At 70.1% G+C, this 22,940-nt stretch carries 19 protein-coding genes; 10 read left to right on the plus strand and 9 right to left on the minus strand.

Features of this window, described 5'->3' with window-relative positions; all coding sequences use genetic code 11:
* Positions 1-203: 203 nt before the first annotated feature.
* On the plus strand, positions 204-1,325 hold the full coding sequence (locus ACIGJO_RS06810; protein ID WP_399953074.1) for a PP2C family protein-serine/threonine phosphatase: 1,122 nt from the start codon (positions 204-206) through the stop codon (positions 1,323-1,325).
* Between the two features lie 78 nt (positions 1,326-1,403).
* Here ACIGJO_RS06810 and ACIGJO_RS06815 read toward each other — a convergent pair whose 3' ends face one another.
* Positions 1,404-4,793 (minus strand): S8 family peptidase, encoded by a 3,390-nt coding sequence (locus tag ACIGJO_RS06815; RefSeq protein WP_399953077.1) that lies wholly within the window; start codon positions 4,791-4,793, stop codon positions 1,404-1,406.
* Positions 4,794-5,130: 337 nt separating this feature from the next.
* Entirely contained in the window at positions 5,131-6,174 is a 1,044-nt protein-coding gene (locus tag ACIGJO_RS06820; RefSeq protein ID WP_399953080.1) for a helix-turn-helix domain-containing protein, read from the minus strand.
* 632 nt (positions 6,175-6,806) lie between these two features.
* Here ACIGJO_RS06820 and ACIGJO_RS06825 point away from each other — a divergent pair.
* Both ACIGJO_RS06825 and ACIGJO_RS06830 read left to right on the plus strand, forming a co-directional pair.
* Positions 6,807-7,073, plus strand: a complete 267-nt coding sequence (locus ACIGJO_RS06825) for a type II toxin-antitoxin system Phd/YefM family antitoxin (protein WP_266923385.1) — start codon at positions 6,807-6,809, stop codon at positions 7,071-7,073.
* Complete coding sequence (locus tag ACIGJO_RS06830; RefSeq protein WP_399953083.1) at positions 7,066-7,329, plus strand: type II toxin-antitoxin system RelE/ParE family toxin; 264 nt, start codon at positions 7,066-7,068, stop codon at positions 7,327-7,329. Before ACIGJO_RS06825 ends, ACIGJO_RS06830 begins: the two co-directional genes overlap by 8 nt.
* A gap of 1,310 nt (positions 7,330-8,639) precedes the next feature.
* On the opposite strand, the gene ychF is transcribed toward ACIGJO_RS06830, so the two are convergent.
* The gene (gene ychF / locus ACIGJO_RS06835) at positions 8,640-9,728 is read right to left on the minus strand and encodes a redox-regulated ATPase YchF (protein WP_266923379.1); all 1,089 of its coding nucleotides are present in this window, start codon (positions 9,726-9,728) and stop codon (positions 8,640-8,642) included.
* Positions 9,729-10,016: 288 nt separating this feature from the next.
* Between ychF and ACIGJO_RS06840 the strand changes: the two genes are divergently transcribed.
* Entirely contained in the window at positions 10,017-10,673 is a 657-nt protein-coding gene (locus ACIGJO_RS06840; protein ID WP_399953085.1) for a DUF6542 domain-containing protein, read from the plus strand.
* A gap of 54 nt (positions 10,674-10,727) precedes the next feature.
* Here the strand turns inward: ACIGJO_RS06840 and ppgK are convergent, their stop codons facing one another.
* Positions 10,728-11,465: a polyphosphate--glucose phosphotransferase gene (gene ppgK, locus ACIGJO_RS06845; protein WP_399953087.1), complete on the minus strand. Its 738-nt coding sequence runs from the start codon at positions 11,463-11,465 to the stop codon at positions 10,728-10,730.
* 38 nt (positions 11,466-11,503) lie between these two features.
* Positions 11,504-12,493 (minus strand): 4-hydroxy-3-methylbut-2-enyl diphosphate reductase, encoded by a 990-nt coding sequence (locus ACIGJO_RS06850; RefSeq protein WP_399953089.1) that lies wholly within the window; start codon positions 12,491-12,493, stop codon positions 11,504-11,506.
* A 60-nt stretch (positions 12,494-12,553) separates the two neighbouring features.
* Here ACIGJO_RS06850 and ACIGJO_RS06855 point away from each other — a divergent pair, with 60 nt between their 5' ends.
* The 4 genes from ACIGJO_RS06855 to ACIGJO_RS06870 all read left to right on the plus strand — a co-directional run bounded on the left by ACIGJO_RS06855 (position 12,554) and on the right by ACIGJO_RS06870 (position 16,512).
* Positions 12,554-13,987: an APC family permease gene (locus ACIGJO_RS06855; protein WP_399953257.1), complete on the plus strand. Its 1,434-nt coding sequence runs from the start codon at positions 12,554-12,556 to the stop codon at positions 13,985-13,987.
* A 211-nt stretch (positions 13,988-14,198) separates the two neighbouring features.
* Positions 14,199-15,410, plus strand: a complete 1,212-nt coding sequence (gene xseA / locus ACIGJO_RS06860; protein WP_399953091.1) for an exodeoxyribonuclease VII large subunit — start codon at positions 14,199-14,201, stop codon at positions 15,408-15,410.
* A gap of 43 nt (positions 15,411-15,453) precedes the next feature.
* The gene (locus tag ACIGJO_RS06865; RefSeq protein ID WP_399953093.1) at positions 15,454-15,708 is read left to right on the plus strand and encodes an exodeoxyribonuclease VII small subunit; all 255 of its coding nucleotides are present in this window, start codon (positions 15,454-15,456) and stop codon (positions 15,706-15,708) included.
* A gap of 213 nt (positions 15,709-15,921) precedes the next feature.
* Positions 15,922-16,512 carry a malonic semialdehyde reductase gene (locus ACIGJO_RS06870; RefSeq protein WP_399953095.1) on the plus strand — a complete coding sequence of 197 codons (591 nt, stop codon included), beginning with the start codon at positions 15,922-15,924 and terminating at the stop codon, positions 16,510-16,512.
* A 169-nt stretch (positions 16,513-16,681) separates the two neighbouring features.
* Here ACIGJO_RS06870 and ACIGJO_RS06875 read toward each other — a convergent pair whose 3' ends face one another.
* Entirely contained in the window at positions 16,682-17,212 is a 531-nt protein-coding gene (locus ACIGJO_RS06875; RefSeq protein WP_399953097.1) for a DUF4245 domain-containing protein, read from the minus strand.
* A 160-nt stretch (positions 17,213-17,372) separates the two neighbouring features.
* On the opposite strand from ACIGJO_RS06875, the gene glpX reads away from it, so the two are divergent.
* Positions 17,373-18,404 (plus strand): class II fructose-bisphosphatase, encoded by a 1,032-nt coding sequence (glpX, locus tag ACIGJO_RS06880; RefSeq protein ID WP_399953099.1) that lies wholly within the window; start codon positions 17,373-17,375, stop codon positions 18,402-18,404.
* Positions 18,405-18,510: 106 nt separating this feature from the next.
* Here glpX and ACIGJO_RS06885 read toward each other — a convergent pair whose 3' ends face one another.
* Complete coding sequence (locus tag ACIGJO_RS06885) at positions 18,511-18,882, minus strand: WhiB family transcriptional regulator (RefSeq protein WP_399953101.1); 372 nt, start codon at positions 18,880-18,882, stop codon at positions 18,511-18,513.
* A 157-nt stretch (positions 18,883-19,039) separates the two neighbouring features.
* Positions 19,040-19,720, minus strand: coding sequence for a DUF1707 domain-containing protein (locus ACIGJO_RS06890; RefSeq protein ID WP_399953103.1), 681 nt, complete (start codon positions 19,718-19,720; stop codon positions 19,040-19,042).
* A 255-nt stretch (positions 19,721-19,975) separates the two neighbouring features.
* On the opposite strand from ACIGJO_RS06890, the gene ACIGJO_RS06895 reads away from it, so the two are divergent.
* A complete protein-coding gene (locus tag ACIGJO_RS06895) occupies positions 19,976-21,643 on the plus strand; it encodes a fumarate hydratase (protein ID WP_399953105.1) in 1,668 nt (555 codons plus the stop codon).
* Between the two features lie 124 nt (positions 21,644-21,767).
* On the opposite strand, the gene ACIGJO_RS06900 is transcribed toward ACIGJO_RS06895, so the two are convergent.
* Positions 21,768-22,778 carry a LuxR C-terminal-related transcriptional regulator gene (locus ACIGJO_RS06900; RefSeq protein ID WP_399953108.1) on the minus strand — a complete coding sequence of 337 codons (1,011 nt, stop codon included), beginning with the start codon at positions 22,776-22,778 and terminating at the stop codon, positions 21,768-21,770.
* Positions 22,779-22,940 lie beyond the last annotated feature (162 nt).

Consider the following 22,940-nt stretch of genomic DNA (forward strand, 5'->3'; position numbering starts at 1 on the left):
CGCCCCCCCCCCCCCCCGCGCCCTCTGCCTGGCCAGTGTGCCCCCGTAAACGGCGGCCAATCCCGCGGGGGCGGCGGGGGGGGGGCGCCCCCCCCCCCCCCCCCCCGGCCGCCCCCCCCCGCCCCCCGGCGGGGGGGCCGCGGCTCGGTCGCGGCGGCGCCTGCCTAACGTACGGGGGAACACACCACCTGCCAGGAGGTCCCGTGCCCCGTACCCGTGCGAAGAGATTCACACCTCCCTCCGAGGCCATCGAGCCGCCGCGCAACGCCGAAGTCGTGATCGGTGTGGTGTCGATGACCGTCCTGGTGCTGGTCCTCGGTGCCCTGTCCGGTTCACTGGTGTGGCTTCTGGGGCTTCTCGTGTTTCTGCCGGGGACGGCCTCGGCGCTGTGCACCGTACGGCAGACACTGTTCGTCTCCGCATGGACCACGGTCGCGGTCATCGTCACCGTGGTGATCCGCCACGGTGACGGGGCGTCGTGGGTCGACAGGACCCTCATGATGCTGCTCACGCTCACCCTGGGCGCGGCCTCCGTCTACGCCTGCGGTCGCCGTATCCGCCGGGAGCACGAGATGCTGCGGATCCGCTCCACCGCCGCGGCGATGCAGCGCCACATCCTGCGCCCGCTGCCTCTGCTCACCGATGACGCCCTGGTCGACGGCGTGTACGAGCCCGTGCAGGAGGACCGGCTCGTCGGCGGTGACATCTACGACGTCGTCGCCTCCCCGTGGGGCACCCGGGTCCTGATCGGCGATGTCCAGGGCAAGGGCCTGCCCGCGGTCGGCGCCGCGTTCGCCGTCATCGGCGCGTTCCGCGAGGCCGCCCACCGGGAGCCCACCCTGACCGCGCTCGCCGACGCGCTCGACGCCTCCGTCGTACGGCACAACTCCTACGCCGCGCAGACCGGGGACGACGAGCGGTTCGTCACAGCCCTCGTCGTCAACATCGACGCGCACACCGAGGTACAGGTCATCAACTGCGGCCACATTCCGCCGCAGCTGCTCCACGACGCCGCGGTCAGCACCCCGGCCCTCGCATCCGGTGTCCCCCTGGGCCTGGCCGAACTCGCCACCGAACCCGCGACCGTCGACTGGTTCGCCTTCCCGCCCGGCGCGACGCTCCTGCTGACCACCGACGGACTCACCGAGACCCGCGCCGCCGACGGCACGTTCTACCCCATCACCGAACGGCTGGCCGAGCGTGTCTCGCTCTCCCCCACCGACCTGCCGCGCGCCCTCTACGACAACGCGCGCGCATTCGCCGGGGACGGCAGCCAGCACGACGACGTCGCGGTCCTGTCCGTCCGCCGTTCACCGCTGCACTGAGCCGCGGCCCGGCAGACAGCGGGAAAGGGCCGGGCGGGTCCCCCTGTGGAGGGAGACCCGCCCGGCCCTGCCGTGTGGCTATCGGACGTCGTAGGCGCGGGTGATGGTCTGGGTGACCGCGTTGTCGCCGGAGTCCGTGAGGGTGGTCTTCAGCATGACCTGCTCGCCGGTGGCACCGGTGTGGTCGAGCGTGGCCGTCCACCTGCCGGCCCGCTGCTCGGTCGGCGCCTGGGTCCAGGTGGTGCCGCCGTCGTAGGAGTAGGAGACGGAGGCCTCCGTGATCCTGCCCGGGGTGTACCCGGCGTGACCCTCGACCGACAGACCGACCTTGATACCGCTCCGCGCGGGCAGCGTGTTCACGCTGTCCACCGGCAGGTCGTACGCCGGGAAGAGGATCGGTATGCCGCGGGAGTAGACATCGGGCTCCAGGTGGGAGCGGAAGCTCCAGGTGGTGGTGACGGCGGTGGAACGCAGCCAGTTCCGGTCCGAGGTGTCGATCTTGGACAGGTTCTGGGTGAGTTCGTACGCGGAGTCCTCGGCCGGCACCTCGAACGCGTCGTACGGGTAGGTGCTTCTGGCGATCTCCTCGCCGTTGCGCTTCAGCAACAGGTTGCCGAGGTCGCCGAACGACCCGCCGTAGGACCAGTGGTCGCCGGAGCCGTCGAGCCAGAGCGCACTCTGGAAGCCGATCAGATCGCCCTGCCGCTCGGCGGCCAGCGCCAGGTCGCCGTCGGTGTCGCGCGCCGCGGCCGGCCGCAGGAGGCCGCCGTACCACTCCTCGGTACGCCGGTCACCGGGCCGGTGGACGCGGTACTGGTCGGACATGAACGCGGCAAAGGGGAAGCTGGTCATCGCGCCGTGGAGCCAGGTGTCGTCGCCGGTCGTGTAGTAGGCGGTACGGGTGCCCGGCACCTTGACCGGAGCGAGCAGGCTCACCGGGATGGCGGTGTTCGTGTTCCAGGCGGGGAGGATGAACAGCCCGTCGAGGTAGTCGGCCTCCTTGCCGAGGGCGTTCCACTTCTCGGTGACCCGGGCCAGCCCGGCATCACTCGGGCGGTAGACCCGGTCGGACCGCAGCGGCCCCCCGGTCGGGAACGAGAGGTTGTAGACGTAGGACGAGCCGCCCTGCGAACCGGTGGCACGCCAGGTGGGCCGGAACTCGAAGAAGCCCTTCCGGGCCCGCCCTTCGACGGAGGCGTAGAACTTCTGCACGTTGCTGCCGGAAGAGAGCGATCCGTTCAGCTGCCAGGTGTCGTCCCACGTACGGCCGTAGCTGAGCGTGGTGCTGCTCACCTTGGAAGGACGGTCGGTCCGCGGGCTGAGCCGGTGTGCCTTGCGGGCGTCGAGGACGACGGTGGTGTCACCGGTGATCCGCAGCTGCGGGCGGCCGAGGTAGCCGATCGATTCGGGTGCGTTGTCCGCGTCGTAGGTGGCCACGAAACCGGCGAGTGCGTAGTCACCAGGGCGCACGCGGTACATCTGCTCGGCGGCGCCCTCGTTGCTGCGGCGCTCGCCCCGGTCGGTGTCGAGGCTGACCAGGTCCAGCGAGGAGGCGCCGTCCGCGGGCTTGCCGTTGCGGTCGACGACCTTGACCCGGAGGGTGACCGTTTCCGGCTGGACGTGGAGCGTGACCGGCACACTGACATGCGCGTCGCCGCCGGTGGCGATGACGCGGCCGGTGACGGCCCCGTACTGGGAGGCCTTGAGCCGGGCGGTGGGGTCGATACGCAGCGGCACGTTGACCGTGGCGCCCGCGGGAACGGTCACCTTGCTGTGTTCGAGCCTCATGATGCCGGAGCTGACATCGCTGCCGTCGTTGCCGTGCACACCGCTCACCCCGAGCTTCAGGGTGACTTCGTCGGTGCCGGTGTTGGTGAAGGGCACCTGCACGGTGGTGCGGTCGGAGGTGTCCTGCGGCCAGTTGTAGCTGCCGCCCTGGACGGCCGGTGCGGACAGCACCTTCTGGCGCACCGCGTCGAACACATCGAGCACGCCCGCCCCGGTCTGGTCGGCACCGGCGACCTTCCCGCCGGTACGGGCGGAGGAGACGAGGGCCGCCTTGATCTGCTGCGCGGTCCACTCCGGGTGGGCCTGGCGGACGATGGCAGCGGCGCCCGCGACGTGCGGGGTCGCCATGGATGTGCCCGACATCTCCCGGTAGGCGTAGGGGCCGCGTCCACCCGCGCTGGCGGCCGAGATACCGACGCCGGGGGCGGCGATCTCGGGCTTGAGGGTATGCGTGACGGCCACCGGGCCGCGGCTGGAGAACCACGCGGTGGTGTCGTCACGGTCGACGGCGCCGACGGTGAGCACGCCGGGCACACAGCCGGGCGAGGAAACGGTCTCGATGCCCGAACCGGCGTTGCCCGCGGCGACGACGAACAGGGTGCGCGTGTTCCGCGAGAGCTCCTTCGTGGCCTCCGCCAGCGGGTCGGAGCAGGTGCCGATGGCCGGGTTGCCCAGGCTCATGGAGACGACATCGGCCTTCTGGTCGACGGCCCACTGCATACCGGCGATGATCCAGGAGCTTTCGCCGGACCCCGAGTCGTTGAGGACCTTGCCGACGAGCAGGGAGGTCCCGGGGGCGACGCCTTTCCTGCGGCCGTCGTCGGCGGCTCCGGAGCCGCCGACGGTGGACGCGGTGTGAGTGCCGTGCCCCTGGCGGTCCGCGGTGCTCTGGGAGTCCGTGAAGTTCTTGGACGCGGCGATCCGGTTCACCAGGTCCGGGTGCTCGGCGTCCACGCCGGTGTCCAGCACGGCGACCCTGGTGCCCTTGCCGTCGTAGCCGGCGGCCCAGGCCTCCGGCGCGTGCACCTGCTTGGTCGACCGGTCCAACGTGGCCTCGACCTTGCTGTCCAGCCACAGCTTCTTCAACGTGGAGGCAGCACGCGAACGGGTGTCGGTGATGTCCTGCCAGAAGGCGGCGGCGGTGTCCTTGCCCGCCTTGAGCGCGACGCCGTTCACGGCGGGAAGCTCAAGGCCGCGCTTCGACCCGCGAGGAGCCACCGGCAGGCTGTCGGCGACATCGACACGGTTCTGGTACGTGGCGATGAGCGGCAGCGCATCGGTGTTCGTGTCGTCGTATCCCTGACGTATCAGGCCGGTGACGTTGAACAGCTGCTCGTCGACCCTGCCTTCGGCGATCGCCCGGGAAACGCCCTCCGGATAGACGTAGAGGTCCTTGCCCAGCTGGAAGGTCTGCACGAGCGGCTGCGTGCCGTCCTCGTGGGGCAGCAGGGCCGCGGAGCTGCGGCCCGACGGGTCTGTGGTGACCAGCACCTTGTCGCCGGTGACGAGCGTGACCGTCACCTGCTTGCCGCCCGCCGGCGGGGTCCCGCCACCGACGATGGGCTTCTCTCCCGAAGCACCGTCAGGCGGTGTGGTCGCCGCCCCGGACGGTGCGACAGCGGTGACGCCCAGGACTGCGGCGGTCGCCGCGCCCAAGGCTATGCGCGCTATGGGATGCATGAGTCTCCCCTACTTGACGCCGTGAACATGCCAGGCTTGCGGCTGAATCCTGGCAGACATACGGAGCGCGTAGGCGTGCCACGCATGGCGGGTTCCCCACGTGACGGCATTCCGTCACGCGGTCACCTCCACTGCTCGTCACCGTCGGGAACCGCCGCCTCGCACGGTCGCGGGGCGCGGCCGCCCTCCGCCCGACGCCCTCCGCCGGACGCCCTCCGCCGGAACGTCGCCGTGGGGCCGCGACGCTGTGGGGCGACGCCGTGGGGCGACGCCGCCCGCCGCCGGCCGTCCCGGGGCTGCCAGGAACTGCCGGCGCCGGTACCGGAGTCCTCGGCTCTCAGACAGACGGAGAGGGCGGGCACAGCCAGCCCGCACGTGCCGCGTGCCAGCCGAGCTGCAAGCGCGAGTCCACTCCGGCGAGGTCCATCAAACGGCGTATCCGCCGCTCCACCGTACGCACGGAGAGACCGAGCTGGGACGCCGTCCGCCGGTCCGAGATGCCCGCCAACAGCCGTGCGAGGACCTCCAGTTCCCCCTCGGTCGGCTGATCGGCCGCAGGTTCCTCGGGCGCCCCCGTGGTCGTGTACATCGGCCGGGCCTGGGCCCATTCCTTCTCGAAGAGATGGACCAGGGCCGTCAGCAGGCCGCTGCGGTGCACCACGATCGCGCTCGGCTCACCACCGGAGTCCGCCATGTCCAGTGGCACCATGGCGCGTTCCCGGTCCGACACGACCATCTTCAGCGGCAGCGAGTCGACCAGGCGCAGGTCGAGGCCCGCCATGACAGCCGTCCGCACGTCCCGCACGATGTCGTGACCGTCCAGATAGTCCTTGGCGGCGACGACCCGGAAGTCGACTCCGCGATCCAACGCGGAACTCTCCGCCGTGTCGGTGTCCTCGCGCGGCACCGCGATGGGCGCGCCGACGAGGAAGACGAGCAACTCCCGCTGGGCCCCGCTCTGCAATTGGTGGAACCGGTGCGCGACCTGCTCCACACCGACGACCACCTCCACGACACCCCCCGCGGTCTGTGCGGCGGTACTGCGGTACTGCTCGCTCAGGATCGAGAAGGCGGTCTCGGCGTGGTGAAGCGCGTTGCGCTGCTCGACAAGGAGCGGAGCCAGGGCCACCGAGGGCGGTGTGAGCCGATAGCGGGCGGGCGGCGGGCCGGCCTCGCCCTCGGCGGGTTCGGGCGACCCGCTCGCGGCCTCCGCCACAACGGCCACCAGGCCCCGCGCCGCCAGGTCATCGAGGATCCGGACGCTCTCGGCCTCGTCGAGTCCGGTCTGCCGGGCCAGGTCCCGCGCGGAACCGGTGGGTGTGGCCAGCAGCGCCGTATAGATGACCTCTTCGCCCGGTCCCAGTCCCAGCGCCTGCAGCATCCGGCTCCTCCTCGGGGCGGCCACCGTACCGCCCCGGCGCAACTCGCCCGCGCCGAGCGGATCTTCTCGGCCGAACCCTATGCCTCCGCCAGGAGGCCGCCATCGGCCGTTCACCCGGCCGGTCCGCGACGGCCGTTGCCGGATGTCGCGAACTCGCCGCGGACCGGCCGGGTGCGCCAGGGCGGAGAAATCCATGGCACACCGACGGGACCGCACAGGTGGACCATTCCCCCCTGCTCCCCTGCTGCGGTCACCGCGTGCTCGACAAGACCGTGGGCGGCTCCGAGGAGAAGAGCTGATGGCCTACGTCCATGACGAAGCGAATGCGGCGAGTCGGAGGCACAGTGACGACGGGACGACCAACAGCACGAGCAGCGGTGACCCGGGGCCGGACTCAACACCGCCCCGCCCCTTCCGACCTGCACATTTAGCCGATCAGCGCGCACAGCATGCGGACGATTACAAGCAGAAGGGGGACATTCAACACAGGGCTCCCATCTACGGAAACGCTAGTTTCGAAGCTCCTGCCCCGCACGCATCCAGCACGATGAAGAGCCATCCAGCACGGCCCGGGGTTCACCCAAGACCAGTAGCCATTGTGTACACATGAGACATCCGGTACCTTTGAGCATATGACGCAGATGCCCATTGAGTCCATCCGCGACGTCCGCGCACACTTGGCCGAGGTCGTCGAACGCGCCGATCGCGACGACACGCCCACAGTCATCACGCGACGAGGCAAAGAAGTTGCCGCCGTCGTGTCGATAGAGGTGCTCCGCAAGTACCAGGAATGGGAAGAGCGCGAGATCAACCGCCTCATCGACGAGCGCATGGCGACCCGGTCGGCCGGCATCCCGATCGAGGACGTCATGAAGGAGACGCTGGCGCGAAGTGAGTGAGTACCGCGCCGTCTTCCACCCGGAAGCCCGAGCCGAACTCCGCAAGGTTCCGCGCGACACCGCGCTCCGCATCCTGACCAAGCTGACGGAACTGGAAACCGACCCGTTCGGCTTCAACACCACCGCGCTCGTTTCCCAGCCCGAGCGCCGCCGTCTCAGAATCGGCGACTACCGCGTCATCTACACCGTCGAAAACGGCGAACTGATCGTGTGGGTCATCCGCGTCGGACACCGCTCCACGATCTACGACACCTGAATCGCCCTGACGGAGAATCCGAATATCCAGCACCGATCCAGCACCGATCCAGCACGGGAAAACGAAGGGGCCCGCCTCCGAGGAGGCGGACCCCTTCCGACCCGCACATTCAACTGGTTCTGAACGAAGTGCTGATCTCTACCCGCCTGATGCACCCGAGCGGCATCGGAGGCATCGGCCCGCATCGACCAGGGCTCGTTCATCCCATCGTCACGCCGGGGCGGAGTCACGACTGGGTGATCTTCTGGTCACGCCCGGCCTGGAACACGTGTGCTTTGCCGCTCGCATGGGCTGTCATCTTCAGGGAGGAAGGGGGACCGCTGGTGTTCTCTTGTGTGAGGACCGTGCTGAGGTGCCTGAGGGCGTCAAGAGCGTTCGGCTGTGCGACGAGTAACCCGAGAAAGTACCCGTTCCATGCGGCGATCAGTGCGGCGCGTTTGTGTTCGTCACCCGCTGGCAGAGAATCGACGAGGACCCTCCGGTTCCCTTCGAAATCCGCATGGACCGCGTCGGCGGACTCGGGTCGGAACCGTGGCCAGAGCGCTACGACGCTGTCCCTCGCACGGTGCCAGCCATCCGTAGCCATTACCGAAACGATGGCAGTGCCAGCCGCACCGGCTACTGCGACGATCTGCGGGTCCGCCCATTCCCCCTGGAAGACGCGGGACGATCTCGTGACTTCTGGTGCTGTTGTGACCCTAAAGTCGCATACAACAAGTCATCAGCTATAGCGCGCATTTGATGGCTCGCGACAGGGGGCTGTCAGTGGCGCCCTGCATGCTGGAGGGCGAGCTGAGGCCAAGGGGGATGCACCACATGGGTGGAGTCGACACGGCACGGGGCATGGGGTTCCAGACAGCGTGCGCCATTCTCCAGCTGATCCGCACTCCGGACCAGTATCCGGAGGCAGAGACCTTCCGGGTGGAGGGCGCCGACGAGGCCATCGACTTCGAGGTGAGGGACGCGCGGGGACGACCGCTGCTGCTCGCCCAGGCGAAGACCCGGGTGGAACCGCGCACCTGGTCGGGACCGGAGCTGGTGCGGCTCGCCCGCCGCTGGGGCGAGGCCGACCCCGACAAATCGCCTCCACGGCGGCCCTCGCCACGACCATCTCCTGAGCAACTGGCGGTCTGGGGGTCGTTCACGTGGTACGTCGGTCCACCGTTTACGACACCTGATCAACCGCTGCCCATACGTCAGAACATCCAGCGCCCATCCAGCATGGTGACGCCAAAGGGGTCGGACCCGACGGAGTCCGACCCCTTCCCACCTGCACGCTTGACCAATCAAGTCACGTGCAGTGCACACGACTACACGTTGAAGCGGAACTCCACCACGTCGCCGTCCTGCATGACGTAGTCCTTGCCCTCCATGCGGGCCTTGCCCTTGGCGCGGGCCTCGGCGACCGAGCCGGTCTCCACCAGGTCCTCGAAGGAGATGATCTCCGCCTTGATGAAGCCCTTCTGGAAGTCGGTGTGGATCACACCGGCCGCCTCGGGGGCCGTGGCGCCCTTCTTGATCGTCCAGGCACGGGCTTCCTTGGGGCCTGCCGTGAGGTAGGTCTGGAGGCCCAGGGTGTCGAAGCCGACGCGGCCGAGGGTGGCCAGGCCGGGCTCTTCCTGGCCCATGGACTGGAGGAGCTCCAGGGCTTCGTCGTCGTCCAGCTCGATCAGCTCGGACTCGATCTTGGCGTTCAGGAAGATGGCCTCGGCGGGGGCGACCAGGGCGCGCTGGGCGTTCTTGAAGTCCTCGTCGACCAGCTCGTCCTCGTCGACGTTGAAGACGTAGAGGAAAGGCTTGGTGGTGAGCAGGTGCAGCTCGTGCAGGAGCCGGCCCTTCTCGGTGGACGCGGTGATGCCCGCGGCGAAGAGGGTCTCGCCGGACTCCAGGATCTTCTGGGCCTCCTCGACGGCGGCGAGGACCGCCACCTTCTCCTTCTGGAGGCGGGACTCCTTCGTCAGGCGCGGGACGGCCTTCTCGACGGACTGGAGGTCGGCCAGGATCAGCTCGGTGTTGATCGTCTCGATGTCGTCCTTGGGCGAGACCTTGCCGTCGACGTGGACGACGTTCTCGTCCTTGAAGGCGCGGATGACCTGGCAGATCGCATCGGACTCACGGATGTTCGCGAGGAACTTGTTGCCCAGGCCCTCACCCTCGCTCGCGCCGCGGACGATGCCCGCGATGTCGACGAAGTCGACGGTGGCGGGGAGAAGCTTCTGAGAGTTGAAGATCTCCGCGAGCTTGTTCAGGCGCGGGTCCGGGACGCCGACCACGCCGACGTTCGGCTCGATCGTGGCGAACGGGTAGTTGGCCGCCAGCACGTCGTTCTTGGTCAGGGCGTTGAACAGGGTCGACTTGCCGACATTCGGCAGACCGACGATTCCGATCGTGAGCGACACTTTGGCGACTTCCTGGAGTGAGGAGGTGAGGAGGGGTCGTGCTGTTCGGGCCAGGCCTCGGAGTGGAGACCGATTCTCCAGTTTACGGGCGGCGGCGGGCGGCCCGGCACGGGTCCGCCGGAGGTCTGCCGGAGGTCTGCCGGAGGTCTGCCGGAGGTCCCCGCCGGGCCGCTCGGCAGGGCCGATCAGGTCGGTATTCGGCCGTGTGACATCGAACTCAACCCCAAGGTCGGCCAAAGGGCGTGTCCAACGCCTGATTCCTCCCGCCTCGCGACCTACGTTGTGCAGGTGGAGCAGCACAGGACACGACCCCCGCAGCGCAGGCAGCCTCAGCAGGCCCCGCCGGCCCCGTCCCCGCAGGGCGCCCTCGGCGAGAGCGCCGCCGTCTACCGGGTGACGGGTGCGCCGGGAGACCGGACCCGCTCGCTGCCGCCCGCGGTGGCGGCACTGCGCAGATTCCCCAGCCCCCGGCTGACCGGCATCGGGGCGGGGCTCTTCGCCGCCGTCACCATGTTCGTCCTGGCCTGCCTCGACCGGCTGCTGTTCGACAGCTCGGAGATCGTCTACGGGCTGTTGTTCCTGCCGGTCAGCGCGCTCACCGCGCTCTGGGTGCGCCCCGCCGACCTGGTCACCGCGCCGATCAGCGTGCCGATCGCCTTCGCCGTCGGTGTCATCCCGGTCTCCGGGGGCACCGGAGGCCTGGGCGGTCAGACGATGGCCGTCGTCACCGCGCTCGCCGTGCACGCCGGCTGGCTGTACGGCGGCACTCTCGTCGCCGGGCTCATCGCCACCGTGCGCAAGGTCCGGCACATGCGGGCCAAGCGGCGGCATCCGGTCCCGGCGGTCCAGCCGGTCCGCGCCGCGCAGGGAGCCCAGGCCGCCCAGGCCGCCGCCCGTACCGGACAGTCCGTCGCGGGCGCCGCGCGCCGCGCCCCGCGCCCGTAGCGCCGCGGGCAGACGGCCCGCGGGGCTGTTGCGGGGGGCCTGCTGCCGCGGGGACTACTTGTCCCCCGCCGCCATCGCCGCGCCCACGATCCCCGCGTTGTTCTGCAGCTCCGCCGGGACGATCTCGGCCCGTACGTTTTCGATCAGGGGCAGGAACTTCTCCGCCTTACGGCTGACGCCGCCGCCGATGATGAACAGCTCGGGCGAGAACAGCATCTCCACGTGCGCCAAATACTTCTGCACCCGGTGCGCCCAGTGGTGCCAGCTGAGGTTCTCGTCCTCCTTGGCCTTCGTGGACGCGTGCTTCTCCGCGTCGTGGCCGTGCAGCTCCAGGTGGCCGAGCTCGGTGTTGGGGACGAGGCGGCCGTCCGTGAAGACCGCGCTGCCGATGCCCGTACCGAAGGTCAGCATGATGACCGTGCCCTTGCGTCCCCGCCCCGCGCCGAAGGTCATCTCGGCGACTCCCGCCGCGTCGGCGTCGTTGAGGATCGTGACGGGCTGCCCGATCCGGTCGCCCAGCAGGGTGCGCGCGTCCGTGTCGATCCAGCCCTTGTCGACATTGGCCGCGGTACGGGTGACACCGTCCGTGACGACCCCGGGGAACGTGATGCCGATCGGGCCCGACCAGTCGAAGTGGCCGACGACCTCGGCCACGCAGTCGGCCACGCCCTTGGGCGTGGCCGGCTGCGGTGTCAGTACTTTGTGGCGCTCCTGCGCCAGGTCTCCGCGGTCCAGGTCCACGGGAGCGCCCTTGATCCCGGATCCGCCGATGTCCACGCCGAAGATCTGCATGGAATCCACCGTACGGGCAGGCCGGACACCGCGCCCGCCTACTCGGCGGAAAGGGCTGCCGCCTCGGCGCGCAGGTCGCGGCGCAGTTCCTTGGGCAGCGAGAAGGTGATCGACTCGTCGGCCGTCTTCACCGTCTCGACATCGCCGTAGCCGCGCTCGGCCAGCCATTCCAGCACGCCGTCCACCAGTACGTCGGGGACGGAGGCGCCGGAGGTGAGGCCGACCGTGGTCACGCCCTCCAGCCAGGCCTCGTCGATCTCGCTCGCGAAGTCGACCAGGTGGGCGGCCGGGGCGCCCGCGTCGAGGGCGACCTCGACCATGCGGATGGAGTTCGAGGAGTTCTTGGAGCCGACGACGATGACCAGCTCGGCGTCCTGGGCCAGCTTCTTCACCGCGATCTGGCGGTTCTGCGTGGCGTAGCAGATGTCGTCGCTGGGCGGCGAGAGAAGGTTCGGGAACTTGCCCCTGAGGGCGTCGACCGTCTCCATCGTCTCGTCGACCGAGAGCGTGGTCTGCGAGAGCCAGACGACCTTCGACTCGTCGCGGACCTTCACGTTCGCCACGTCCTCGGGGCCGTCGACCAGCGTGATGTGGTCCGGGGCCTCGCCGCTCGTGCCGATGACCTCCTCGTGGCCCTCGTGACCGATCAGGAGGATGTCGTAGTCCTCCTTGGCGTACCGGACGGCCTCCTTGTGGACCTTGGTGACCAGCGGGCACGTGGCATCGATCGTGGCGAGCTTGCGCTCGGCGGCCTCGGCGTGGACGGTCGGCGCGACACCGTGCGCGGAGAACATCACGATGGAGCCCTCGGGGACCTCCGCGGTGACGTCGACGAAGATCGCGCCCTTCTTCTCCAGGGTCTGCACGACGTACTTGTTGTGCACGATCTCGTGGCGCACGTAGATCGGGGCCCCGTACTGCTCCAGGGCCTTCTCGACGGCGATCACGGCACGGTCCACGCCCGCGCAGTAGCCACGGGGAGCGGCGAGCAGGACACGGCGGGCAGGAGTTGCAGTCATGCGTCCCATCGTAAGGCCGTACCGAAGAGGCGCCGGTCCTGCCGGGTCGGGAGACTGTTGGCGACGTTGATGTGCACGGACGGCGATGGAGGTCGGATGTCGGGAGGCAGCAGCACGGAGCGGGCCACGTTGCGGCGCACGCTCGGCTTCCGGGATCTGGTGGTCTACGGGCTGCTGTTCATCGCTCCGATGGCGCCGGTCGGTGTGTTCGGGACGCTGGACGCGAAGTCCGACGGCGCGGTCGCGCTCGTCTACATCGCGGCGACCGTCGTCATGGCGTTCACCGCCTTCAGCTACGCCCAGATGGTGCGGGTCGCCCCACTGGCGGGTTCGGTGTTCGCGTATGCCCGCAAGGGGCTCGGGGAAGGGCCGGGATTCATCGCCGGGTGGATGGCGATGCTCGACTATCTGCTGATCCCCGCGGTCGCCTACCTCTTCTCCGGGATCGCGATGAACGCGCTGGTCCCCGAGGTGTCGCGCTGGGTGTGGACGGCCATGGCGGTCGTACTGACCACACTGCTCAACCTGTGGGGGGTACGGGCCGCTGCCCGGGTCGGCTTCGCCGTGCTGGCCATGGAGATCGCGGTGCTGCTGGTGTTCCTGGTGTCGGCGGTGGTGGTGCTCGTGCGCGACGGGGCGCAGCGCGGCTGGCTCTCGCCGCTCACCGGCGATTCCGGGTTCTCGATGACGGCGGTGCTGGGGGCGGTGTCGGTCGCCGTGCTCTCGTATCTGGGCTTCGACGCCATCGCCTCGTTCGCCGAGGAGGTGACCGGCGGTTCGGCGAAGGTGGCGCGGGCGGTGCTGTTCTGCCTGGTGCTCGCGGGGGTGCTGTTCATCGCCCAGTCCTATCTGGCCGCGCTGCTGGAGCCGGTCAGCTCGGCGGAGCTGGCGGCCGATCCGGCGAAGCAGGGGTCCGCGTTCTACGACGCGGTCGACGCCTCGGTCGGGACCTGGCTGCACGATCTGGTGGCCGTCAGCAAGGCGATCGGTGCGGCGTTCGCCGCGCTGGCGGGGCAGGCGGCGGCCGGGCGGCTGGTGTTCGCGATGGCGCGCGAGCGGCGACTGCCGCCGTTCCTGGCGAGGGTCGACCCGAAGTCCGGCGTGCCGCGGGTCGCGATCCTGGGCGCGGCCGTCGTGACGCTGGTGGCCGCGGTGTGGGCGGCCCGGCGCGACGACGGGCTGGACCATCTGGTGTCGGTCGTCGACGTGGGCGCGCTGACGGCGTTCGTGCTGCTGCACGCGTCGGTGGTCGGCTGGTTCGCCGTACGCCGGATGGAAGGGCCGCCCAATTGGTGGCTCCATGTGGTCATCCCGGTGGTGGGTGCCGCGGTGCTGATCGCGGTGATCGTGGAGGCGACTGCGAGCGCCCAGGTGGTCGGGCTGTGCTGGCTGGCGGTGGGGCTGGTGGTGCTCGCGGTGCAGTGGGGGCGGCGCCCCGGGGCTGGCGGGAGCGCGGGGAGCTCCGGCGGGAGCGGTGGGAACGCAGGCGGCGGAGGGAGCTGAGGCACGAGGGGTAGCCGGGGGAGCCGTGTGGGTGGTGGAGGCAGCGGTGCGGGGTGGTGGAGGCAGCGGGGGCAGGTGGTGGAAGCAGCGGGGGCGGTGGGGTGGAAGCAGCGGGGGGCGGGTGGTGGAAGCAGCGGGGGTGGTGGGGTGTGAGCGGGCCCGAGTGCCTGTCCGCCCCTTCCTGTCGGCGCCTGCCGATACGCTCCTTCGCATGGCTCTCAATACGTCCGCGGAAGCACCGCTGCCCGTCGGCGAGGTGTCCCGGCTCATCGGGGGGTGGATCGACCGGCTCGGTGCGATCTGGGTCGAGGGGCAGATCACTCAGCTGTCGCGGCGGCCCGGTGCCGGGGTCGTCTTCCTGACCCTGCGCGATCCGTCGCACGACATCTCCGTGAGCGTGACCTGCTACCGGCAGGTCTTCGACCGCATCGCCGATGTGGTGACGGAGGGTGCGCGGGTCGTCGTGCTCGCCAAGCCGGAGTGGTACGCGCCCCGGGGGCAGCTCTCCCTCCGGGCGACGGAGATACGGCCGGTCGGGATCGGGGAACTGCTGGTCCGGCTGGAGCAGCTGAAGAAGTCGCTCGCCGCGGAGGGGCTCTTCGCGCTGGACCGCAAGAGGCCGCTGCCGTTCCTGCCGCAGTTGATCGGTCTGGTCTGCGGGCGGGCCTCCGCGGCCGAGCGCGATGTCCTGGAGAACGCCCGCCGCCGCTGGCCCGCGGTGCGCTTCGAGGTGCGCAATACCGCGGTGCAGGGCGTGCACGCGGTGAATCAGGTGGTCAAGGCGGTCGAGGAGCTGGACTCCCTGGACGAGGTCGACGTGATCGTCGTCGCCCGCGGCGGCGGCAGCGTGGAGGACCTGCTGCCGTTCTCCGACGAGCAGCTGATCCGGGCGGTGGCCGCGTGCCGTACGCCGGTGGTTTCCGCGATCGGGCACGAGCCGGACTCCCCGCTGCTGGACCTCGTGGCGGATCTGCGGGCCTCGACGCCCACGGACGCCGCGAAGAAGGTCGTCCCGGACGTGGGCGAGGAGCTGGAGCGGGTGCGGCAGCTGCGGGACCGGGCGCTGCGCACCGTACGGGGCGTCCTGGACCGGGAGGAGCGGGGGCTGGCCCATGCGCTGGGCCGCCCGTCGATGGAGCGTCCCCACCGGCTGGTGGACGAGCGGGCCGCGGAGGTGGACGCGCTCGTCGGGCGGAGCCGCCGGGTGCTCGGTCATCTGCTGGACCGCGCCGATTCGGAGCTCGCGCACACCCGGGCCCGGGTGGTCTCGCTGTCGCCCGCCGCGACGCTGGAGCGGGGTTACGCCGTGCTCCAGCGGCCGGACGGCCATGTGGTGCGCTCCCCCGCCGACGCCGGTGCGCCCGGCGAGCCGCTGCGGGCGCGGGTGTCGGAGGGCGAGTTCACCGTACGGGTGGAGGGGTGAGCCCCTCACGTTGTTTTCCCAGCTCACGAATAGGGTGGATCACATGACGGACGACGGGACGGCGACGGCCGCCGCGACAGGCACGCTCGGGTACGAGCAGGCGCGCGACGAGCTGATCGAGGTCGTGCGGCGCCTGGAGGCGGGCGGCACGACGCTGGAGGAGTCGCTGGCCCTGTGGGAGCGGGGCGAGGAGCTGGCCAAAATCTGCCGGCACTGGCTGGAGGGCGCCCGCGCCCGGCTGGACGCGGCCCTGGCCCGCCCGGAGGAGCCCGCCCAGGCCCCGGGCGCCGACGACTGAACCGTGCGGCGGTACGGCGGCGGGGAACGGTGAACGCGGCGGCGGACGCGGAGGAAGCGGCAGGCGGGCCCCGTACTCGGCCCGCCCGGTGCGGCCTCCCGCCCTGTGGAGTGGATCACTCCGGAAGCGGTTTAGTTGAAAGTTAACCTACTTCTCCACTACGGTGGCGACATCGCTTGATCCCCCCTGTTCCTCCGGAAGGTAATCCGCAAGATGCCCCTCGCTCTTGACCCCGCCGCCCAGGACCTCCTCTTCCGTGAGGCCCGTACCGCCAACACGTTCACCGACGAGCCGGTGACCGATGAGCAGGTCCAGGCGATCTACGACCTGGTCAAGTTCGGCCCCACCGCCTTCAACCAGTCGCCGCTGCGCGTCATCCTGGTCCGCTCCGCCGAGGGCCGCGAGCGCCTCGTCCAGCACATGGCCGAGGGCAACCAGGCGAAGACCGCCACCGCCCCGCTCGTCGCGATCCTCGCCGCCGACAACGAGTTCCACGAGGAGCTCCCGGCGCTGCTGCCGCACTTCCCGCAGGCCAAGGACGCGTTCTTCTCCGAGCGCCCGGTCCGCGAGTCGGCCGCCCTCCTGAACGCCGCGCTCCAGGCCGCGTACTTCATCATCGGTGTCCGCGCCGCCGGTCTGGCCGCCGGCCCGATGACCGGTTGCGACGCCGCGGGCATCCAGAAGGAGTTCCTGGACGACGACCACACCCCGCTGATGGTCGTCAACATCGGCAAGCCGGGCGAGGACGCCTGGTTCCCGCGTTCGCCGCGCCTGTCGTACGACGAGGTCGTCACGACCGTCTGAGCCGTCCGGGGCCCACGGACGGGTCCGGTGCTGCTGGACCGTCAGTACCGTCGGCCCCGGCACCGCTCGATCCCTCCGGATCCGCGGCCGCTCCGGCGGAAATGACATACGAAAGCGCCCGGCCGGGCATTCCCGGCCGGGCGCTCTCGCGTGTGCGCTCCGACGTCCGTCAGGGGGTGGTCTGCAGGGCGGCGGCCATTTCCACCAGCCGCGCCTTGGGCGCCGAGCCCGTGACCACGGTGGTCGAGCCCTTCTCATGGAGCACGAGGGCGTCGTACTTCGGGCCCTCCCAGTGCTGCCACGTGCGGCCCGCCACGTCCTCGGTGCGCCCGGTGTTCTTCGCGTTCCGGGTCACCTGGGCGACGTACTTCCTCGCCGGGGACGTGGACTGCTCGACCGCGACGTACTTCTTGTCCGGGTCGAGGAAGCCGAGGTGCCAGTTGTTGCCCGCCGCTCCCTCGTACGAGACGGAGGTCGACTTCCAGCCCTTCCCCAGGTCGCCCGGGGCGGCCACCGGATACGGTGCCGCGCGCCTGGCCGTCGCGAGTTCCACCCGGAAGTCGACGGCCTTGACGGGGTCGGCCTTCTCGTCATGCGGAACGAAGACGTAAATGACCCCCGCGGCCGCGGTGATCACCATCATCGACAGGAACATGTCCCGGACCGTCTGCTTGCCTCGCTTGCTCGCCACGTGCTCCATGGTGGCATGAGGCCCCGCCCGTCCGGCCACTGGGCGGCCACTCGCACCCAGCCCGACACCGGGCGCTCATACGTGACCCGCTCTGCTCATTTTATCGACCTACCGATAGAGTCACAGCACCCTCTTTTCCGGTCGTCGTCGTACAGAAAGGTGCGCTCCGATGTCCGAGCATCATCTGCCGTCCCAACTGGAGGTCTCCCCGGAGGCCCCCGACCGCAACCTGGCTCTTGAACTGGTCCGGGTCACCGAGGCCGCCGCCATGGCCGCCGGGCGCTGGGTGGGCCGCGGCGACAAGATCGGCGCCGACGGCGCCGCCGTGAAGGCCATGCGCACCCTCGTCTCCACCGTCTCGATGAACGGCGTCGTCGTCATCGGTGAGGGCGAGAAGGACGAAGCCCCCATGCTGTTCAACGGCGAGCGCGTGGGCGACGGCACCGGCCCGGAGGTCGACATCGCCGTCGACCCGATCGACGGGACCACGCTCAACGCCAAGGGCATGCCGAACGCGATCGCCGTCCTGGCCGCCGCCGACCGCGGCGCCATGTTCGACCCGTCCGCCGTCTTCTACATGGACAAGCTGGTCACCGGCCCCGAGGCCGCGGACTTCGTCGACATCAACGCGCCCGTGGCAGTGAACATCCGGCGTGTCGCGCGGGCCAAGAACTCCATGCCCGAGGACGTCACCGTCGTCATCCTCGACCGCCCCCGCCACGAGGGCATCGTCAAGGAGATCCGGGAGACGGGCGCCCGGATCAAGTTCATCTCGGACGGCGATGTCGCGGGCTCGATCATGGCGGCCCGGGAGGGCACCGGCGTCGACCTGCTGATGGGCATCGGCGGCACACCCGAGGGCATCATCTCGGCGTGCGCCATAAAGTGCCTCGGCGGTGTCATCCAGGGCAAGCTCTGGCCCAAGGACGATGCCGAGCGTCAGCGCGCGCTGGACGCCGGGCACGACCTGGACCGGGTGCTGTCGACCGACGACCTGGTCAGCGGCGACAACGTGTTCTTCGTGGCGACCGGAATCACCGACGGTGAACTGATGCGCGGTGTGCGGTACCGCGCGGAGACGGCGACCACCGAGTCGATCGTCATGCGCTCCAAGTCGGGCACGATCCGGAAGATCGACTCGACCCACCGGCTGTCGAAACTGCGCGCCTACAGCGCGATCGACTTCGACCGCGCGAAGTAGCACCACGCGCAGCGGCGGGAACCACGCGTGGCGGTAGGCGTCAAGCAGTCGGGGCAAGGGGGAGGGGCCGCCGGTCCGGCGGCCCCTCCCCCTTGCCCCGGCGGCCTCAGCCCGCCGCGGCTATCTGTCCCGTGGGCGCCGCGGACTTGATCTCGATGTCCCGCCTGCGGCGCCTGGCGAGCACCACGCGGCGTTCGGCGGCGGTCAGTCCGCCCCACACCCCGTACGGCTCGGGTTGCATCAGGGCGTGCTCCTGGCACGCTTCCATCACCGGGCAGCGGGCGCAGACCCGCTTGGCGGCCTCCTCGCGGGACAGTCGGGCAGCAGTCGGCTCCTTCGACGGGGCGAAGAACAGCCCGGCTTCGTCCCGGCGGCACACCGCCTCCGAATGCCAGGGACCCGCCTGGTCTTCCCGAGCGGGAGTGCGCTGGGAAGGAACGGCGGCGACCTGCAGAGTCTGATGCGGCGGTTGCAGCACGGCCTACTCCTGACGACGGCTTCGCGAGCAAGAGACGATGCAGCATTCCCTACCCGCTGTGCGCGTGCCTAAGCCCTGCGTGGCACCGGCTTCCGGAGCACGAAATTGCACCCGGCGCGCACTTTGGCCGGAACCAGAAGCCCGCCCGCCGCCCCGCTCAGCGGCCCAGGTGTTTGCGAAGTTGGTCGTGGAGGTCGGCAATGAACTTGCCCCGCTTGGGCTTTGCCTCCACGTTCCCGAACACGGAATAGCCGTTCACCACGACGACCGGTGCTTCCGGGTCGGCGGATTCCAGCGTCAACACTTCGAAATTACCGAAAACACCCGTCCCGCTGCCGCGCAGCGAGATGTTCTGCGGCACCTTGATCTCGACACTGCCGAAGATGGACGTCGCATTGACGACGGTGAGCCGTTGGCCGAAAAGCGCCTCCGTCAGATCGATCTCCACGCTGCCGAACAGCGCGAAGGCGTTCGTCCGGCCGCCGACCCGCCAACGCCCCTTCCTGGTCGAGCTGCTGAAGACCGCCACCAGGTTGTCCGCCGGCCCGGCGGGGGCCTCGGGGCCGTACGCGTAGGGGCGGGCCTGCGAACCGGCCTGCGGGGCGGTGGCACCGGTCGCGGGCAGATCACGGACGAGGGGTTCGAGTTCGCCGACCGTCTTGGCGCGGTAGACCAGATCGATCCGCTCGGCGTGCTCCTCGGCGGTCAGCCGGCCCTCGGCCATGGCGTCCCGGAGAATGTCCGCGATCCGGTCGCGGTCGGCGTCGGAGGCCCGGATGCCGGCCGGCGCGGGTTCAGCCGGGGCGACGGGCTGCTGGGGCTGCTTTTCGAGGTCCACCGAACCAGCCTACCCAAACGCGATAGATCGCGACTAGGGGCCGTCCCGGCGATCCGGCCAATCCGCCCGCCGCGTTCCGTCCACCACGCCCCGTCGTGCCCCGCCGGGAGTGCTCCGCCGCGCCTCTTCGGGGACGCCCCGCCGTCCTCCAGGTGAGCCTTACCTCACAGGATCGGGAGCCGTACAGGGTTCTACCCTGGTGGGTGCGCTGTCCAAGGGAGGCCAGCCACCGTCGCCGAGTGAGGAATGGCCGTAATGCCAGAGTTTGCGTACTCCGATCTGCTCCCCCTGGGAGAGGACACCACGCCCTATCGTCTGGTGACCGCCGAGGGTGTCTCCACCTTCGAGGCCGACGGCCGTACGTTCCTCAAGGTCGAGCCGGAGGCCCTGCGCGCGCTCGCCGCCGAGGCCATGCACGACATCTCGCACTTCCTGCGCCCCGCCCACCTCGCGCAGCTGCGCCGGATCGTGGACGACCCCGAGGCCTCGTCGAACGACAAGTTCGTCGCGCTCGACCTCCTGAAGAACGCGAACATCTCCGCCGCGGGCGTCCTGCCGATGTGCCAGGACACCGGTACGGCGATCGTCATGGGCAAGCGCGGCCAGAACGTGCTGACCTCGGGCGGTGACGAGGAGGCCCTGTCGCACGGCATCTTCGACGCGTACACCGAGCTCAACCTGCGCTACTCGCAGATGGCCCCGCTGAACATGTGGGACGAGAAGAACACCGGCTCCAACCTCCCGGCGCAGATCGAGCTGTACGCCACCGACGGCGGCGCGTACAAGTTCCTCTTCATGGCGAAGGGCGGCGGCTCGGCCAACAAGTCGTTCCTCTTCCAGGAGACCAAGGCGGTCCTGAACGAGGCCTCCATGATGAAGTTCCTGGAGGAGAAGATCCGTTCGCTGGGGACTGCGGCCTGCCCGCCGTACCACCTGGCGATCGTCGTCGGCGGTACGTCGGCCGAGTTCGCGCTGAAGACCGCGAAGTACGCCTCCGCGCACTACCTGGACGAACTGCCCGCCGAGGGCTCCCCGGCCGGGCACGGCTTCCGGGACCAGGAGCTGGAGCAGAAGGTCTTCGAGCTGACCCAGAAGATCGGGATCGGCGCGCAGTTCGGCGGCAAGTACTTCTGCCACGACGTGCGCGTGGTCCGGCTCCCCCGGCACGGCGCCTCGCTGCCCGTCGCCATCGCCGTGTCCTGTTCCGCCGACCGCCAGGCCACCGCGAAGATCACCGCCGAGGGCGTCTTCCTGGAGCAGCTGGAGAAGGACCCGGCGCGCTTCCTGCCGGACACCACCGACGACCACCTGGACGAGGCCGCGGACGTCGTCCGGATCGACCTGAACCGGCCGATGGACGACATCCTCGCCGAGCTGACCAAGTACCCCGTCAAGACCCGGCTCTCGCTGACCGGCCCGCTGGTCGTGGCGCGCGACATCGCGCACGCCAAGATCAAGGAGCGGCTGGACGCGGGCGAGGAGATGCCGCAGTACCTGAAGGACCACCCGGTGTATTACGCGGGCCCGGCGAAGACGCCCGAGGGGTACGCCTCCGGCTCCTTCGGCCCCACGACGGCCGGCCGCATGGACAGTTATGTCGCGCAGTTCCAGGCGGCGGGCGGCTCCAAGGTCATGCTGGCCAAGGGCAACCGGTCCCGGCAGGTCACCGACGCGTGCGACGCGCACGGCGGCTTCTACCTGGGCTCGATCGGCGGCCCGGCGGCACGCCTCGCGCAGGACTGCATCAAGAAGGTCGAGGTCGTCGAGTACGAGGAGCTCGGCATGGAGGCGGTCTGGAAGATCGAGGTCGAGGACTTCCCCGCGTTCATCGTGGTCGACGACAAGGGCAACGACTTCTTCACCGAGCCCGCCCCGGCGCCGACCTTCACCAGCATTCCGGTACGGGGTCCCGGCCTCGGCTGACGGGCCGGTGGGCTGACGGGCCGGTGGGCTGTCGGCCTGCGGGCTGACCGACCGGCGGGTCGAGGCCCGGCGGGCTGACGCACTGACGGGGGCGTTCCGGACGGAGCGCCCCCGTCGCACGCTCTCAGCCGTCCCCGCCGCCCTCGCCGTACCGGCTGTCCTCGCCGCCCAAGCTGCCCTCGCCGTCCGAACCGCCCTCGCCGAACCGGCCGGCGCGGCCCGCCCCGTCCTGCCGCGCCTCCGTGCCCAGCGGCCCCGGGCCACCCGGCACGTCCGAGCCGTTCAGCAGGCCCGATGTGGCGACCAGATACCCGAGCTGGGCCCTGCTGTTGCTCCCCAGCTGCTCGGAGACCTTGCGCATGTGCTCGGCGACGCTGCGCCGGCTCATGCCGATGCGCCGGGCGATCGCCGCGTCCGTCTCGCCGTTGACGACCGCCCGCAGGATCGTGCGCTGGAGGTCGGAGGTGATGACGGGGGTGCGCAGCGGCGCGCGTTCCGGGCGGACGGGGACCGAGCGGGCCCACGCCTCGTCGAAGTGCCGGACCAGGAAGCGGACCAGGGGCGGATGCTGGATGCGCAGCGCGTGGTTGGGCTCGTCGGAGAACGGGATGAACGCGAGGTCCCGGTCGAACACGATGATCCGGTCGACGACTTCGGGGAGCGTCCTGATCTCGGCGCCCGCCGCGGTCACCTGCTCGATGTACGAGAGCGTCGTGCGGTCCGAGCGGACGGTGTGCTGGTAGATCGTGCGCTGCCGGATGCCGCGCCGCAGATTGCGCAGGTCCCGGGGCAGCGACTCCGCCAGGACGTCTGCCGGGCGTCCGCCGCCCGGGTGGGCGGTGCGTACCGACTCCCGGCAGCCGCTGACCCCCGCGTCGAGCGCCTTGCTGATGACGGCTTGGCCGGAGAGCCGGGTGAGGGCGGGCTGTTCGAGCCGGTGCACATCGGCGTACAGACCCTCGAAGGCGGCGAGGGTGGCGCGCGCCGAGCGGAGTGTGCGGCGCCCTTCGAGGATCGCCTCCTCGATGGGGGCGAGTGCGGCGAACGAGGCGGTCTCCGGCGGTACGGGGATCATGAAGCCGGGTGACTCCCGGTCGGCCACCATCAGGTGCAGGGCACGCAGACAATCGGCCACCTCGTCCTGCGGCAGGCTGCCCTCGATGAGGGCGCGCCGGTAGGTCGCGAGTGACGCCTCGCAGGGCCGCTCCGGATTCGGTCGGTCCGGCGACGATTCGCGGCAATCACATACCGGTGGGAGGGAATGATCGTGCTGCACAAGTATGCAGATTACCTTTGT

The sequence above is a fragment of the Streptomyces sp. NPDC079020 genome, assembly GCF_044542225.1.
In the GTDB taxonomy this organism is placed as follows: Bacteria; Actinomycetota; Actinomycetes; order Streptomycetales; family Streptomycetaceae; genus Streptomyces.